Source organism: Pseudomonas fluorescens, from assembly GCF_900215245.1.
Lineage (GTDB): Bacteria > Pseudomonadota > Gammaproteobacteria > Pseudomonadales > Pseudomonadaceae > Aquipseudomonas > Aquipseudomonas fluorescens.
In genome coordinates this window covers 6,216,174-6,230,593 of the sequence record NZ_LT907842.1, presented here as the reverse complement: position 1 = coordinate 6,230,593, position 14,420 = coordinate 6,216,174, and the positions used below count along the sequence as shown (strand labels likewise).

Annotated in this window: 17 protein-coding genes; 15 read left to right on the top strand and 2 right to left on the bottom strand. The window is 62.6% G+C overall.

Annotated elements, in window-relative coordinates:
* Positions 1–2: 2 nt before the first annotated feature.
* Positions 3–383: a hypothetical protein gene (locus tag CPH89_RS28795; RefSeq protein WP_053256866.1), complete on the top strand. Its 381-nt coding sequence runs from the start codon at positions 3–5 to the stop codon at positions 381–383.
* Positions 384–526: 143 nt separating this feature from the next.
* Here CPH89_RS28795 and CPH89_RS28790 read toward each other — a convergent pair whose 3' ends face one another.
* Positions 527–1,291 carry a tetratricopeptide repeat protein gene (locus tag CPH89_RS28790; RefSeq protein WP_053256865.1) on the bottom strand — a complete coding sequence of 255 codons (765 nt, stop codon included), beginning with the start codon at positions 1,289–1,291 and terminating at the stop codon, positions 527–529.
* A 39-nt stretch (positions 1,292–1,330) separates the two neighbouring features.
* On the opposite strand from CPH89_RS28790, the gene CPH89_RS28785 reads away from it, so the two are divergent.
* From CPH89_RS28785 to CPH89_RS28715, 14 genes are all read left to right on the top strand, one after another.
* Positions 1,331–1,903, top strand: a complete 573-nt coding sequence (locus tag CPH89_RS28785) for a hypothetical protein (RefSeq protein ID WP_053257994.1) — start codon at positions 1,331–1,333, stop codon at positions 1,901–1,903.
* Between the two features lie 12 nt (positions 1,904–1,915).
* Positions 1,916–2,158, top strand: a complete 243-nt coding sequence (locus CPH89_RS28780; RefSeq protein ID WP_053256864.1) for a hypothetical protein — start codon at positions 1,916–1,918, stop codon at positions 2,156–2,158.
* Positions 2,159–2,167: 9 nt separating this feature from the next.
* The gene (locus tag CPH89_RS28775) at positions 2,168–2,602 is read left to right on the top strand and encodes a hypothetical protein (RefSeq protein ID WP_053256863.1); all 435 of its coding nucleotides are present in this window, start codon (positions 2,168–2,170) and stop codon (positions 2,600–2,602) included.
* Between the two features lie 4 nt (positions 2,603–2,606).
* Entirely contained in the window at positions 2,607–3,389 is a 783-nt protein-coding gene (gene sctJ, locus CPH89_RS28770; protein WP_053256862.1) for a type III secretion system inner membrane ring lipoprotein SctJ, read from the top strand.
* Positions 3,386–4,000: a hypothetical protein gene (locus tag CPH89_RS28765; protein WP_053256861.1), complete on the top strand. Its 615-nt coding sequence runs from the start codon at positions 3,386–3,388 to the stop codon at positions 3,998–4,000. Before sctJ ends, CPH89_RS28765 begins: the two co-directional genes overlap by 4 nt.
* A complete protein-coding gene (sctL, locus tag CPH89_RS28760; RefSeq protein ID WP_053256860.1) occupies positions 3,997–4,581 on the top strand; it encodes a type III secretion system stator protein SctL in 585 nt (194 codons plus the stop codon). Before CPH89_RS28765 ends, sctL begins: the two co-directional genes overlap by 4 nt.
* On the top strand, positions 4,578–5,900 hold the full coding sequence (locus CPH89_RS28755) for a FliI/YscN family ATPase (RefSeq protein WP_053256859.1): 1,323 nt from the start codon (positions 4,578–4,580) through the stop codon (positions 5,898–5,900). Before sctL ends, CPH89_RS28755 begins: the two co-directional genes overlap by 4 nt.
* A gap of 16 nt (positions 5,901–5,916) precedes the next feature.
* Complete coding sequence (locus tag CPH89_RS28750) at positions 5,917–6,363, top strand: hypothetical protein (RefSeq protein ID WP_053256858.1); 447 nt, start codon at positions 5,917–5,919, stop codon at positions 6,361–6,363.
* Positions 6,360–7,361: a type III secretion system cytoplasmic ring protein SctQ gene (sctQ, locus tag CPH89_RS28745; protein ID WP_053256857.1), complete on the top strand. Its 1,002-nt coding sequence runs from the start codon at positions 6,360–6,362 to the stop codon at positions 7,359–7,361. Before CPH89_RS28750 ends, sctQ begins: the two co-directional genes overlap by 4 nt.
* Entirely contained in the window at positions 7,358–8,011 is a 654-nt protein-coding gene (sctR, locus tag CPH89_RS28740) for a type III secretion system export apparatus subunit SctR (RefSeq protein WP_017137580.1), read from the top strand. The genes sctQ and sctR overlap by 4 nt, the downstream gene beginning before the upstream one ends.
* 10 nt (positions 8,012–8,021) lie before the next feature.
* On the top strand, positions 8,022–8,291 hold the full coding sequence (locus CPH89_RS28735; protein WP_053256856.1) for an EscS/YscS/HrcS family type III secretion system export apparatus protein: 270 nt from the start codon (positions 8,022–8,024) through the stop codon (positions 8,289–8,291).
* 6 nt (positions 8,292–8,297) lie between these two features.
* Entirely contained in the window at positions 8,298–9,110 is an 813-nt protein-coding gene (sctT, locus tag CPH89_RS28730) for a type III secretion system export apparatus subunit SctT (protein ID WP_053256855.1), read from the top strand.
* Between the two features lie 3 nt (positions 9,111–9,113).
* Positions 9,114–10,160 (top strand): EscU/YscU/HrcU family type III secretion system export apparatus switch protein, encoded by a 1,047-nt coding sequence (locus CPH89_RS28725; protein ID WP_053256854.1) that lies wholly within the window; start codon positions 9,114–9,116, stop codon positions 10,158–10,160.
* Between the two features lie 610 nt (positions 10,161–10,770).
* Positions 10,771–11,043 carry a hypothetical protein gene (locus tag CPH89_RS28715; RefSeq protein WP_053256853.1) on the top strand — a complete coding sequence of 91 codons (273 nt, stop codon included), beginning with the start codon at positions 10,771–10,773 and terminating at the stop codon, positions 11,041–11,043.
* A gap of 125 nt (positions 11,044–11,168) precedes the next feature.
* On the opposite strand, the gene CPH89_RS28710 is transcribed toward CPH89_RS28715, so the two are convergent.
* Complete coding sequence (locus tag CPH89_RS28710; protein ID WP_053257993.1) at positions 11,169–13,985, bottom strand: ATP-binding protein; 2,817 nt, start codon at positions 13,983–13,985, stop codon at positions 11,169–11,171.
* Positions 13,986–14,420: the final 435 nt, after the last annotated feature.

The following is a 14,420-nucleotide window of genomic DNA, read 5'->3' as shown; positions in this document are numbered from 1 at the left end:
CCATGACTGCTTTTCGTCTGTTGATGTTGTTGCCCCTGGCACTGATGGGCTGCCAGGCCCACCTGGCGCCGGTGTATTACTCGCCGCACTACCAGGCGGATGGTTGGCCGAGTCAGTGCCAGCAACCGGCGGCCAAGGATGCGATCGGGCTGGATGAGGATTTCAAACCGACCCTGCCGTTGGGCTGTGCGAACAATTTGAATTTGCTGCAGATGGTCGAGCGCAAGCAGGACCTGAACCAGGGCCGCGCCACGGGGCCTGCCATGGCCGCGCCGGTGGGGCGTGCGGCGCAGGTGTACATCGAAGGGTTTGATCGTGAGCAGTTGCAGCGGCGCAAGGATCAGCAGGAAGCCAAGGCCGGCGCCACCGGAGGTCAGCAATGATTGCGCGCGGCCCGATGTCCGGTGAGCGCGGGCGTGCTGGCGAAGGTCACGGATTCAGGCCTGCGTTTGGCCCGCGTGGTTTAACCGGGCGCCCAGGATTAAAAGCACAACCAAACCCCGATCAACCACCGGCCGGTCGTGTCTCAGCGCGGGTCAACCAGCCCCAGTTCCCTGGCCTGCGCCACCGGATCACTGATCGCTTTGATGCGCTTGGCTTCGATCACCAATCGCCCGCGCTCGGCGGCGGGAATATCGTCCAACGGCAGTCCGGCAACCTTTTGCTCATACCCCGCCAGCACCATCACCAGCAGCTCATTGCGCTGATGCCGGGGCAGGGCGCGGGGCGACTGGGTGACGGGGGCGATGGTGTCCAGCGCCTGTTGCGACTGCCCGCCGAGGGCGTAGGCCAGGGCCAGGTTGCAGCGGTTGTCGAGGTCGTCGGGTTGCAGGCTGAGGCTTTTCGCGAAAGCGGTTTGTGCCGCCGTGGCCTGGCCATTCAGGACCTGGGCGATGCCCAGGCGCGTGTAGGCGACGGGCAGGTGGTTGATGTCGGCAGCCTGGCCCAACGCAGTCACGGCGCGTTGGGTTTTGCCCAACTGCAACTGCGCAGTGCCGAGACCGAGCAGGGCGTCGGCGTTGTGGGCGTCCAGGCCCAGCGCTTGCTGGTAAGCGCGCTCGGCGCCGAGTGCGTCCTTGGCGTCAAGCCTGGCCTGGCCGAGCTTGAGCCACACGTCGATACCGGCTCCCGGTTGCTGGGTGGCGCGCTCGTACAACGCAGCGGCGCTGGCATAGTCGCCGCGCTTGCTCAGGTCATTGGCCAGTTGCAGGGACTTGTCGGAATCGGTCGCAGGTTTGCTGGAACAGGCAGCCAGCAGCAGGGTACTGGCAAGCAGAAAATTCTTGGTCATCGTCACAACTCGTCGGGCGAAGGCGCAGGCCATGTAAGCATATTTTTGCTGGCGCTCCTATGGCTGTTCAGCGCCGGTTTTGCCCACGCTGGCGAAGAGCCTGAATGGTTTTCCACACCCTATGCCTACGTGCTGGTCGATCAGGATGTGCGCAGCGCGCTGGAAGAATTCGGCCACAACTTGGACGTGCCTGTGGTGCTCTCGGAGAAGGTGCGCGGCAAGGCCCGCAGCACTCTTCGCGCCGCCACCGCCGGTGAATTTTTGCAGACGCTGTGCAGCACCAACGGCCTCACCTGGTACTTCGACGGCCACCTTCTGTACCTCAACAGCAGCGACGAGATCAGCACCAAACTGTTCAAGGCCAGTGCGCTGAACCTCGACCAGTTGCAGGCCTATCTCAATACCCTCGACGTATTCGGCCAGCAACTGTCGATGCGCAACGGCCCCGAGGGCGATGAAGTCTTCGTGACCGGCCCGCCGCCGTACCTGGCGCTGGTGCAACAGCATGTGGATCACCTGCAACCCACGGCCGTGGCCCCCCCGATGGCGCGCGAGCGCGGTGTGCGGGTGTTTCGCGGCGCGCAAGTCAGTACCGAAACCCCAACCCAGTAAAGGAGCAGCACCATGTCCGTAACGGCCGTAGACAGCAACCTCGCCCCCGGTGGCGTCAGCCCTGAAGCCAAGTTCAACGCCGCAGTGGATAACGCCAAGGCGGCGGATAAACCGGCAGATAGCACCGACGCGGACGACGCCAAGTTCAACGATGCGTTGATCACCCAGGCCGTCACGATCGGCGGCCAGTTCATCATCATGCCGAAGATGCAGGAACTGCTGAACGACGCCATGTCCGATGACGACGAAGAGTAGGAAGCCCCTATGACTATCAGTCTCGCCGCCGGCGCTACGGCCTTGCCGCCGTCCGCCGGTGCGGGGCCCGCCGGGGCCTCGCAGAACCTGTTCGAGCACATGGCAAACACCGCCAAAGGCATGCCCGAGGGCGCGAGCCCGCACCAGATCGGCTCGGGCCTGATGGAGCGTATGAACAGTTTCATCGACCGTACGCGGGCCTTCTCCGAGCGTGCCGACCTGCTCACCAACAACCCGTCGGCACCGCCGCCCGCTTCGGCTGAGATCCGCACTGCGAGTGCTTCACCGTCCGCTGAGCCGGGGAAAAAGGTCGGCGAGCAACAGGTCGATCAGATCGTCCATTCCCTGGGCAAGATGTTCGACTACTCCATTGAAACCCAGATGGTGGTGCGCGGTGCGACGCAGATTTCCGGTTCCGCCAACACGTTGCTCAAGGGGCAATAACACCATGCCAAGCCCAAACCGCGCACTGCGTCTGTTGCTGATCGGCCTGCTCGCCAGCCTGCTGCAAGCGTGCAACACCGACCTCTATACCAACCTCAGCGAACGCGATGCCAACGCCATGGTCGCGGTGCTGCTGCGCGGTGGGATTCCGGCGGAGCGCAAGACCCAGGACAACGGCCAGCTCAAAGTGGTGGTCGACGAGGAGCGCTTCGCCGAAGCGATGACGCTGCTCGACAACGCCGGTCTGCCGCAACAGAGCTTTTCCAATATGGGCGAGGTGTTCAAGGGCAATGGCCTGGTGTCCTCGCCGGTGCAGGAGCGGGCGCAGATGATTTACGCCCTGAGCGAAGAACTGTCGCACTCGGTGTCGCAGATCGACGGCATTGTCGCCGCCCGTGTGCACGTGGTGCTGCCGGACAATGACTTGCTCAAGCGCGTGATTTCACCGTCTTCGGCCTCGGTGCTGGTGCGGTACGACCCGGGCACCGACATCAACACGCTGATCCCGCAGATCAAGACGCTGGTTGCCAATGGTATTTCCGGCCTGAGTTACGAAGGCGTCTCGGTGACCGCGATCAAAGCCGCCGTCGCCATCAGCCAGAACCCGGCGCAACCACGGCTGGCGCGCTTCATGGGCTTGTGGCTGCTGGAAGACAACCTGCCCCAGGCACGTTTTATGTTTGGCAGTTTGCTGCTGATCGCCCTGGGTGCCCTCGGGGTACTGGCCCGTCAGCATTGGGCGCGGCGCCAGTCCCAGGCATTGTATGTGCTCAAGGAGGGTGAATGAGCGTGTTGGCGCGCTGGCAAGGGTTGATCGCCGAGCCTTTGCAGTTTGTGCGTGGCCCCAGCCTGGGCGCGTGCTTTGCGGCTGATTTGTCGGATGACGTGCTGCACGCCCTGCAGGGCCAGCCGCGTTTTCGCCCGCGCCTGGAGCAGTTGCTGGTCAGCCATTACCAACTGGCGCCCCTCGCACAGTTGGCCACCCCGCCAGTGAGTGATCTGCCGGTGTTGCTGCTGTCGCCTGCGCAATTTGCCCGTTTGCCGAGGTTGTGCGGTGCGATCTGGCACGGCGCGACCTTGAGCCGCGAGATCCGCCGCGACGTGGTCCAGGCGTTGCGTGAAGGCTTGGGCGCGGAGGTCTTCGTTCAGGCCCTGGCCTTGCGCCAACTCGGCGGCGCCGCGGATTTGCTGCGTGAACCTGCCGAACTGATCGAGGCAATCGACCGTGACGGCCACGGCTGTGTTGCCGCGTGGCTGCACGCCCAGCACGCCGATTGGCGGGGTTGGCTGCGTTTGCGTTTCGACTTCCCCAAGGGCTACAGCGCGCGGTTGCCGCGTGACCTGGAGATCGTCCAGGCCGCCGCCGCGTGCCTGCTGGCCGAGGACATCACACCATGAGTGAATTACCGAGCCGCCCCACGGCGCGCATTTTGCGCGCTGAAGACGCTGCGTTGTGGAGCGATGGTTTTGCGTTTCTGCAGGCTGCCAAAGCGCAGGCGGAGCAGATCAAGGCCGACAGTGACCAGTGGCTGCAAGCCGCCCGCGCCGAGGGCTTTGAAAGCGCGCGGCAAGAGGGCGCCGAGCACGTTGCGCAGTTGCTGGTGCAGACCCAATCCCAGGTGCAGCAGTACTTGAGCAGCCTGGAGGCGTCGCTGGCCGACCTGGCTTTAGGCATCGTGCGCGAAGTGCTCGGCGAGCTGGACAATGCTGAGCGTCTAACGCGGTGTACGCGTCAGGCCTTGAGCGCGTTTCGCCAGGACCAGGCCTTGACCCTCTGGGTGCCGCCTGCCGAGGTCGACGCCTTGCGCCAACGCCTCACGCGCGACGGCCTGGTGATTGCCGTGGCGGCAGATGAACAACTGGGTGCCGGCCAGGCTCGCCTGAGCAGCCCGGCGGGCTCGGTTGAACTGGGTGTCGAAGCCCAATTGCAAACCCTGCGCCGCAGCCTGCTGCCGTTTGCCGAAGAAGGTGTGGCATGAACCTGGAGCAGCTGCTGCCACGCCTGACCGAGCGCCTCAACCAGACACGCCTGCGGCCAATGCACGGCACGGTGTTGAGCATTCGGGGTGTGCTGTTGCGCGCCAGTGTCGCCGGGGCAAGCATCGGTGAATTGTGCCAACTGCGCGACCCGGTCAGTGGCCGCAGCCTGAGTGCCGAGGTGATTGGCTTTGAGGGCGACGAGGCGATTCTTTCGCCCATCGGCTCCATGGAGGGCCTGTCCACGCGCACGCAAATCACCGCCACCGGCGAGGCCCTGGGTGTGGCCGTCGGTGACGCGCAGCTCGGTCGAGTGATCAGCCCGATGGGCGAGTTCCTCGACGGCGACGGCACACCGCCGACCCTGGCCTTGCAACATTACCCCTTGCACGCCGAACCGCCGGCACCGTTTTCCCGGCAACTGATCGTACGCTCCATGGCCCTGGGCATTCGCGCCATCGACGGCTTGCTGACCCTGGCCCAGGGCCAGCGCATGGGCATCTTCGGTGAGCCTGGGGTGGGCAAGTCATCGTTGCTCGCCAGCATCATCCGCAACAGCGAAGCCGATGTGATCGTGATTGGCTTGATCGGCGAGCGGGGCAGGGAAGTGCGTGAACTGCTCGACGTGCAACTTGATGCCCCGGCGCGCGCGCGCACGGTGGCGGTGGTTGCCACCTCTGATCGCCCGGCGGCCGAGCGTGTGCGGGCTGCATTTGTCGCTACGGCCCTGGCCGAATATCACCGCGACCAGGGCCGCAACGTGTTGCTGTTGATGGACAGCCTGACGCGTTTTGCCCGCGCCCAGCGCGAAATTGGCTTGGCCGTGGGCGAACCACCGACCCGTCGCGGGTACCCGCCGTCGTTTTTCTCGATCTTGCCGCGCCTGCTGGAACGCGCCGGCCCCGGCCCCACCGGCAGCATCACCGCGTTGTACACCGTGCTCACCGAAGGTGATGCCGCCAGTGACCCGGTGGCCGAGGAAGCCCGCTCGATTCTCGACGGGCACATCGCCCTCAGCGCCGAACTGGCCCAGCGTAACTACTTCCCGGCCGTCGACGTATTGCGCAGCCGCAGCCGCTTGATGGAGCAAGTTGCCGCAGAGGAACACAAACGCCTGGCCATGCGTATTCGTGAGCTGATAGCGCGCTACGGCGAAATCGAAATGCTGATCCGCGTGGGCGAATACGCTGCCGGCAGCGACCCGTTGGCCGATGAAGCCATCGCTCGCCACGCCGCTATCGAAGCCTTCCTGCGCCAGAACGCGGATGAACCCAGCAGCCTGGAACACACCTTGATCCGCATGCGCCAGGTATTGGCATGACACAGGAGCGAACCCAATGAAAACCGACCAACTGCGCACCCTGCAAACCTTGCGGGTGCTGCGCGAACAACGGGCCGCCAGCCAGTTGGCTGCCCAGCAGCAGCGCTGCGCGCACACCCATGGCGTATTGACCGACGCCAAGGAGCACTTGCGCCGGCACCGTGAAGCCATCGCCGAGGAAGCCCGTCAAGTGTACGCGTCCCTCACCGAGGGCTTGTCGGTGGCCAGTTGGCAGGCGGCCCAGGAGCGTTTGCGCGGCCTGTCGGATGACCAGCAGCAACTGGAAAACGACGTGACCCACGTGTCCACCACCTTGCACAGCCAGGAGCGCGAGCGTGATCTGTTTCGCCAGGAGCGCCTGAACCGCCAGCGCCAATCCGACGCCTGGCAAAGCCTGCTCGACGGCCGTGAACGCGCTGAGCGCCGGCTTGGCGAATTGCGTGACGAAGGCATTGGCACATGATCGCAGCCCTTGCCGTTCCATTGGCGCCGTGGCTGACGCACTACGACCCGGCCTTGCTCACCCTGCATAACCAACTGCACCGACGCCGTCGCGCCTGGCAGGGCCGATGCGCCGGGCAAGACCTGCGGGTGAGCTGGGCCGCCGCCACCGCCACCGTCAGTAGCCCGTGCGAGGTGCCGCTATTGCTCGGCCGCGCCCCGGCGCGCCTGCGCCTCTCGGCCGCTGCGGTGGAGCAGGCGCTGGTGCCGTTGGCGCTGCAGTTCGATGTGCAGTTGCTGCCCTCGTTGCCACGCGCGTTGTTACTGGAATTGGCGGTGCTCGACTTGATCGAGCGCCTCGAGCCGCTGCTCGGTCATGCGGTGCAGCTCCTGGCGGCCACCGACGGGCAGCGAGATTACGCCGTGCGCCTGTCGCTTGAGCTGACCTTTGGCAATCAGCCGGCCATGAGCGCGCACCTCGATCTGAGCGAAGGCGCCGCTGTGCTCATCGCGCAGTTGCTCGACCAATATGCCCAGCCTGAACCGGACCCATTGCCCAACCTGCGCCAGACCTTGGCGCTGGTCGCCGGGCGGCAGTCGCTGACCTTGGGTGAGCTGCGCAGTTTGCGCCCCGGCGATGTGCTGATGCTTGAGCCAGGCTCGGGCTTGTTGCTCGACCTGGACGGGCGCCTGCAGGCCCGCTGCCAATACCACGGTGAAGCCTTGCGTGTGCAGGAAGAATTGACAACGCCCCTTTTGGACATGGAGAACACGATGACTGAGGTTGATGCTGCTGCGGCCCTGGATGACCTGCCGCTCAAACTGGTGTGCCAGGTCGGCAGCCTGGAACTGACCCTGGCGCAATTGCGTGAGCTGGGCGCGGGCAGCCTGTTGCAGCTCAATACGCCCGACGTGGACAGCGTCGACCTGATGGTTAACGGGCGCCGCGTCGGCCAGGGGCAACTGGTGAAAATCGGTGATGGCCTGGGTGTGCGGCTGCTGAGTTTTGCCACTCCATGACCGGTTATCAGCCGAATCTGATCGAGATTATCCTGGTCGTTGCGACGATCGGGTTGATCCCGTTGGCGGTGGTGACGCTCACCGGTTTCATGAAGATCTCGGTGGTGTTGTTCCTGATCCGCAACGCCCTCGGCGTGCAGCAGACTCCGCCAAACCTGGTGTTGTACGGCATTGCGCTGATTCTTTCGGTGTACGTGACCACGCCCTTGATCGGCGATATGTACCGGCAGGTGGAGGGCCGCGATCTCAACATCGAGCATGTGGAGCAACTCAAGGACTTGGGCGATGCCCTGCGCCCGCCGTTGCAGGCGCACCTCAAGCGCTTCGCGAATGAGTCCGAGCGTGGCTTTTTTGTGCAGGCTACGGAAACGATCTGGTCGCCTGAGGCGCGTGCCGACCTGCGCGATGACGACCTGGTAGTGCTGATCCCGGCGTTTGTCAGTTCGGAACTCACGCGCGCCTTCGAGATCGGCTTTTTGCTGTACATCCCGTTTTTGGTGGTGGACTTGCTGGTGTCCAACGTGCTGATGGCCATGGGCATGTCGATGGTCTCGCCAAACTTGATTTCGATCCCCTTGAAGATTTTTTTATTCGTGTCGCTGAGTGGCTGGTCGCGCTTGATGCACGGTTTGATTTTGAGTTACGGCTGAGGCACGACCCATGGGCCAGGATGTTTTCCTGTCATTGATGAAACAGGCGCTGATGACTGTGCTGATGCTCTCGGCGCCCGCGCTGGGGGTGGCGATTATCGTGGGCTTGAGCGTGGGGCTGTTCCAGGCGCTGACGCAGATCCAGGACCAGATCCTGCCGCAGGTGGTGAAGCTGGTGGCGGTCCTGTTGACCATCGTGTTCCTGGGCCCGGTTTTGGCCGGGCAAGTGGCGGAGTTGGGGAGCCAGGTGCTCGACAACTTCCCGCTGTGGACACGCTGACCGCCCATGGATGCCAGCCTTACCGCGCAGTTCCTGGAAGTCGCCTACCCGGTGATCAGCGCCGCCTCGCTGGCCGCCTGCCGGGCCATGGGCGTGGTGGTGATTACCCCGGCCTTCAACCGCCTGGGCCTCACCGGGATGATTCGTGGCTGTGTGGCCGTGGCCATTTCCATCCCGATGTTCTTCCCGGTGTTCGAAGCACTGACCGCGATGCCCGAACATGGCAGCGTGTTCATCGCCGGGTTGCTGATCAAGGAGTTTTTGATCGGCATTCTGATCGGGCTGTTGTTCGGCATTCCGTTCTGGGCGGCAGAGGTGGCGGGGGAGCTGATCGACCTGCAGCGCGGCTCGACCATGGCGCAGTTGGTGGACCCGCTTTCAACCGGCGAATCGAGTGTGATGTCGACCCTGTTGACGGTGATGCTGATCACGCTGTTTTTCATGTCCGGCGGTTTTATCCTGATGGTCGACGGTTATTACCACAGCTACCAGTTGTGGCCGGTGACCGCGTTTACCCCGGTATTTGCCAGCTCGGCACTGCTGGCGGTGCTGTCGATCCTCGACCAGATCATGCGTGTTGGCGTGCTGATGGTTTCCCCGTTGCTGATCTCGCTGCTGATTACTGACTTGATGCTTGCCTACCTGTCGCGGATGGCGCCGAACCTGCACATTTTCGATTTGTCGTTGCCGGTGAAAAACCTGTTTTTTTCGATCCTGATGGTGATCTATATCGGCTTCCTGATCCCGTTGATGCTCGACCAGTTGGCGGCGTTTCGCGGCACCGTCGAATTGCTCAAAACCCTGGCAGGCATGGAGTAGCTGATGGCCGACACCAGCGAAGAGAAATCCCAGCCGGCCACGGACAAAAAGCTCAACGACGCCCGCAAGAAAGGCCAGGTCGCCAAGAGCCAGGACCTGGTGTCGGGCATGGTCATTCTGTTCTGCACCTTGTGCATCTCCATCCTTGCGCCCCGGGCCATGGCGCAGGTCACGGCGCTGATTGACCTGACCGCGCGCATCTACATCGAACCCTTCGCCACGGTGTGGCCCCGGGTGCTCGACCATGCCGAACAACTGATCATCGGGATCACGCTGCCGGTGATGGCGGTGACCACCGGCGTGGTGATCCTGACCAACCTCATCACCATGCGCGGCTTTGTGTTTTCGGTGGACCCGATCAAGCCCGAGTTCAAACGCATCAACCCGGCGGAGGGCATGAAGAAGATCTTCGCCTTGCGCAACCTGGTGGAGTTCCTCAAGGGGCTGGTCAAGGTGCATGTATTGGCGATCGCGTTTTACGTGGTCGGCAAGCACGCGTTACAGGCGCTGATGGAGTCATCACGCTGTGGTGCCGAGTGTATGGAATCGACGTTTTTCCTGGTGCTCAAACCGCTGGTGTTTACGGTGCTGTGCGCGTTTCTTACGGTGGGCGCGGTGGACGTGCTGATGCAGCGCTGGCTGTTCGGACGCGACATGAAGATGACCCGCAGCGAAACCAAGCGCGAGCGCAAAGACATTGACGGCGACCCGCTGATCAAGAGCGAACGGCGGCGCCAGCGCAATGAAATGCAGGCGCTGGCCACCAAGCTGGGGTTGAGCCGGGCGTCGATGATGATCGGCACCACCGATGGCTGGGTGATTGGCGTGCGCTATGTACGCGGGGAAACGCCGGTGCCGGTGATCGTGTGTCGCGCATCACCGGAAGAGGCCTTGTTGATGTTGCAGGAGGCCTACGATCTGGGGATTCCCCATGCGCCGGACAAGTCCCTGGCGGCGGCTATCGCCAGGAAAGCCGTACCCGGCGACCCCGTGCCGGATGCCTCATTCCAGGCCGTGGCCGATTGGCTTGTGGCTGCGCGCCTGATCTGAGCCAACCTGAATCAAACCGTGGAATGACTTATTGTGATGAGCGGGCTTGCCCTAATGCCAGTCAGTTAAGCGAACGAAATGCTCAATGCAGCGAAGATCAAATGTGGGAGCGGGCTTGCCCGCGAAGACGTCGGCCCAGCAAACATTGATGTTAACTGACCCACCGCTTTCGCGAGCAAGTCGAATCGTCGCACCGCCGCTCCCACAGGGGATCTGCGCTTAACTGACTGGCATTAGGGCTTGCCCCGCGCCGGGCTGCGCAGCAGCCCCAATAAGATCAGATGGAGGTTGTAGCTCATCATCTACGAGGTCACTCAATTTCATTCGATGCCATCAGTTGCATCCGCCAGGTACGCCACTTATGATTCGCCTCGTCGTTGCCAATTCAACGACTCAGGCTTGGTCGCCTGAAACCTCAGTGCGCACAGGCGCCATCCTTCGAAAGTCGGCGTTTTTTTTCGCCCACACTTTCGTGTTATGGCAGCTGTGCGCGGGACGCCTTCGGGTGTGCCGGGTATCACTGAGGCCCGGTCGACCAACCTGCGTACAGCTGTCACCCTTTGTTTGGTCGCAAAAGTGGCAGCTCCCCTACCTCAGTGGAGTATCGCCAATGTCATATATCCCGCTTCAAATCAGTGCAAGTGAACACCCGGTGCTATTCATCAATTCTCAAGCATCTCTTTGTGACTTACACGCGGTTGCAGGGGAGAGAATGCGTGCCGCGAAAGACGCTATCGAAAGTCTGGCGTGTATGGATCTCAAGACAATCGATATCGAAGATCTGACTCATTTTTTTCAAACGGCTTCGTTGTTGGCGCAAGACGGCTATGCAATCTGGAAAGTATTGGAAGCCAGGGCGATGGAAATTGAGTATCCGCGCTAAACGGGTTTCTTAGATGTACAGATCGCCTCCTTTTTGGGGGGCGATCAATGTGCCTTTCAGGGCTGCTTCGCAGACCAGCGCGGGGGAAGCCCGCTCACCACAGTAGTCATTCCAAATTTAGACCCCTAGCGATGTTGAAACCGAGGTAACGAAGCAATCCTCAATTTGGGTTCCTGCAGGCGTGCCAGGTCGGTTGCAATCTGCGCACGCCAGAAGTGCGCGCCCGCCAGTTGTGCATCCACCCAGGCTTGGCGCAGCAGGACCTTGGCCTTGTCCTCTGAACCGCAGTCGCCCTGGCGCAGGGTCAGTTGCGCCTTGATCCGCAGTATTTGCGGTACAAACCAACACTCTTGGCGGCCGACAGCCACTTGCAGTGTGTCTTCCAGTACTTCCAGGGCAAGTTGCTCCAGGCCCAGCCGCGCCAGGCCCAGCGCGTATTCAGAGCGCAGCAGGCTATGGAGTTGGCTGTCGCCCTGGCCTTGCAGATGGTGCAGCGCCTCGCCCAATTGCGGCACGCCTTCTTCCGGCGAACCTTGGCGGATCAGCAGGATGCTTTCGAAGCAGCGGCGAAATTGCCGCCAGATATGCAGGTCCTGGCAGGTGGTGCTGTCTTGCAGCAGGCCCAGGTAGTAACGCATTTTCGGCAGGTTGGACGTAAGCAGGGCCAGGGGAATCGCGCCCAGGCACAGGGTGTACCAAAGGGTTGCCGGGTGGTCGAGTGAGACCGCTTCGTCGACGCAGGCGCCGATCAGGCGCAGTGCCGGGTCGACCTCGCCTTCGAGCAGTTGCACCTTGGCCTTGAGGCAACGGGCGGCGATGCGCTGGTCAAAATGCACGTCGATGATGTGCGAGCGCGGTGCCGACGGTGAGCCGAGGGCTTCGTCGATATTCTGTCGCGCGCCCTGCAGGTCGCCCATATGAAACAGCGCCACGGCGCGCATGCGTTTGCCGAGCAATTGCTGGTTACCGCTGCTGTTCAAGGCCAAATATCGCTCGGCCAGCTCCAAGGCTTCGGCATATTGGTTGCAGCCACAGCGGTCGGTCCACAGCCCCCACAAGGCGCGCATTTTGTGTTCGGCGTCGCCGAGGTCGCGGGCGTCATCACGAACCTGGCGCCAGGCTTCGCGCATCTCCCCACCGGTGCCGTAAGTCAGCATCAGCACACTGGCCAGAGCCGTGTGCAGCAACATGCGTTGGCGCAGCGGCAATGGGGTGATGGCGTTGCTCGCCAGGCCCTTGGCGACCCAGGTGCGGCATTCGCTGACCAGCGACAGACGCAGCCACAGCGGCACTCCGCCCAGGGTCAGTTCGATTGCCAGGGGCAGGTCGCCGTTGGGTGAATAGGCCCAGTCCAGGGCCGAGCGGATGGTGCTGTTTTCGGGGCCGTAGAGGGCGACCCAGGTTTCCGGCGACAGGCCATCCAGGGTCTGCCCGGCTTCCTGCAACATGCCGAGGGCATACCGCGCGTGGCGCAGGCTGGTGGCATTGACCTCGCCCTGTCCGGCGAGTTTTTCCAGGGCATAGGCGCGGGTGGTTTCCAGCAGGCGATAGCGCTTGAGCAACTGCGATTGACCGGCGATCAGCAATGACTTGTCCATCAGGCTTTCGAGCAACGGCAGGGCGTTGCGTGGGTCCAGGCTGCTGTCGGCCGTCATGGCCTTGACCGCATCGAGGGTGAAGCAGCCGGTAAACACCGGCAGTTGGCGCAACATGGCCTGTTCGTCGCCACTGAGCATCGAGTAGGTCCAGTCCAGTGTGGCGCTGAGGGACCGGTGACGGGCGAGGGCAGTGCGCCGGCCGGTCATTTGCAGCCGAAAGCTGCCGTCGAGCAGGCCGACCAGATCCTGAATGCCAAAGGTGCGTACCCGTGCGGCGGCGATCTCGATGGCCAGCGCATTGCTGTCGAGTTTGCGACAGATGGCGCTGACTGCCGACACATCAGCATCGTTGAACTCAAAGCCGGGGTCGAGGGCGCGCACGCGTTCCACAAACAGGCGCACACCAGACCAGGCCAAGGCTTCGCTGGCACTCAGGCGCGCCTGTTCGTCAGGCACTTGCAGCGGCGCCAGGTCGTGCACCCGTTCGCCTTCGGCGCGCAACGGTTCGCGGCTGGTGGTCAGCACGTAGCATTGTGGGGCGCTGCTCAGCAGGGTTTCCACGGCGTCGGCGGCGGCCGGCAACACGTGTTCGCAGTTATCCAGCACCAGCAGCAAACGGCGGTCGGCCAGGGTCGCCGCGATGCTGTGCAGCGGGTTATCGCTGATCGTCTGGATGCCCAGGGCGCTGGCGAGTATGCCGGCTACCCATTGCCCGCTGGTGGCGGGCGCCAGGTCGACAAAGCAGGTGTCCAGCGTGAACGCACGGGCCAACTCGCGGGCCACCGCCAGGGCGACGGTGGTCTTGCCGATGCCGCCCGGGCCGGTGAGGGTGACGAAGCGCTGGCTGAGCAACTGGTCGGCAAGGCTGGCGATCAGCGTGTCGCGGCCGATCACTTCGCAGGGCAGCCGCGGCAGTGTGAGTTCCTCGGCCCGGGCATAGGGGACCGGCAGGGTTTCTTCGCTGGCGGTTTGCACGGTGACCGGTGCCACAAAGCGATAGCCTCGGCCCGGCACGGTGACGATATAACTGAAGTTGCCATCGTCGCCCAGTGCCCGGCGCAGGGCGACGATCTGCGCTCGCAGGTTGCATTCCTCGACGACCACCTTGGGCCATGCGTAGGCGATCAGCTCGGCTTTTTCCAGTAATTCGCCGGCGCGCGTCGCCAGCGCAATCAACAGGTACAGCGCACGGCTACCCAGGGTCACGGGCTCACCGTTGCGCAGCAACACGTGCTGTCTTGCCAGTAACAGAAAGGGGCCAAAGCCGAGGACGCTCTCAGCGGGCGCCGGGGTGGGGTGGTCTGCATCCATATAGGACACTGCGTGGTTCTTGCTCGAGCTCATCAATTCGTCCTTTTTATAGTCGGGCTTGTTATTGACCATCGGGCCATTCGCCTTTTTTTGGGGTACAGATGTGCAGCAGCAGTCTTGGAAAGTTGATGTCGATCAAAGGGTCAGAAAAGCCGCCCTCCTTTGGGGCGTATTCGTTGTTATGGGTGTGTCGCGAATCCTGTCTCAGTGGATGAGACTGTCTCAACCCTGAAACATTTTATTACTGGAAATAGTGCTAAAGCAGAATGTATGCCAGTTGGCATGTAACAAAGATGACAACAACCGCATGAAATTTATGGTGATTTTCAGGTTGGTTGGGGCGGTTGACGCGGATTTGTTCGGAAACACGAATATTTCTAATTGTGTCGTTCGGGATGCCGAATAAAACCGCCGTGGGGTGGCGGTGATGGATCGGTTTTGGGGGCCAAACGTCTCCATGCACCACCT

Bases quoted from the DNA above. Each gene is read 5' to 3' on its own strand.
- CPH89_RS28795 (WP_053256866.1), top strand. From the start codon at position 3: ATGACTGCTTTTCGTCTGTTGATGTTGTTGCCCCTGGCACTGATGGGC.
- CPH89_RS28790 (WP_053256865.1), bottom strand. From the start codon at position 1,291: ATGACCAAGAATTTTCTGCTTGCCAGTACCCTGCTGCTGGCTGCCTGT.
- CPH89_RS28780 (WP_053256864.1), top strand. From the start codon at position 1,916: ATGTCCGTAACGGCCGTAGACAGCAACCTCGCCCCCGGTGGCGTCAGC.
- CPH89_RS28775 (WP_053256863.1), top strand. From the start codon at position 2,168: ATGACTATCAGTCTCGCCGCCGGCGCTACGGCCTTGCCGCCGTCCGCC.
- sctJ (WP_053256862.1), top strand. From the start codon at position 2,607: ATGCCAAGCCCAAACCGCGCACTGCGTCTGTTGCTGATCGGCCTGCTC.
- CPH89_RS28765 (WP_053256861.1), top strand. From the start codon at position 3,386: ATGAGCGTGTTGGCGCGCTGGCAAGGGTTGATCGCCGAGCCTTTGCAG.
- sctL (WP_053256860.1), top strand. From the start codon at position 3,997: ATGAGTGAATTACCGAGCCGCCCCACGGCGCGCATTTTGCGCGCTGAA.
- CPH89_RS28755 (WP_053256859.1), top strand. From the start codon at position 4,578: ATGAACCTGGAGCAGCTGCTGCCACGCCTGACCGAGCGCCTCAACCAG.
- CPH89_RS28750 (WP_053256858.1), top strand. From the start codon at position 5,917: ATGAAAACCGACCAACTGCGCACCCTGCAAACCTTGCGGGTGCTGCGC.
- sctQ (WP_053256857.1), top strand. From the start codon at position 6,360: ATGATCGCAGCCCTTGCCGTTCCATTGGCGCCGTGGCTGACGCACTAC.
- sctR (WP_017137580.1), top strand. From the start codon at position 7,358: ATGACCGGTTATCAGCCGAATCTGATCGAGATTATCCTGGTCGTTGCG.
- CPH89_RS28735 (WP_053256856.1), top strand. From the start codon at position 8,022: ATGGGCCAGGATGTTTTCCTGTCATTGATGAAACAGGCGCTGATGACT.
- sctT (WP_053256855.1), top strand. From the start codon at position 8,298: ATGGATGCCAGCCTTACCGCGCAGTTCCTGGAAGTCGCCTACCCGGTG.
- CPH89_RS28725 (WP_053256854.1), top strand. From the start codon at position 9,114: ATGGCCGACACCAGCGAAGAGAAATCCCAGCCGGCCACGGACAAAAAG.
- CPH89_RS28715 (WP_053256853.1), top strand. From the start codon at position 10,771: ATGTCATATATCCCGCTTCAAATCAGTGCAAGTGAACACCCGGTGCTA.
- CPH89_RS28710 (WP_053257993.1), bottom strand. From the start codon at position 13,985: ATGAGCTCGAGCAAGAACCACGCAGTGTCCTATATGGATGCAGACCAC.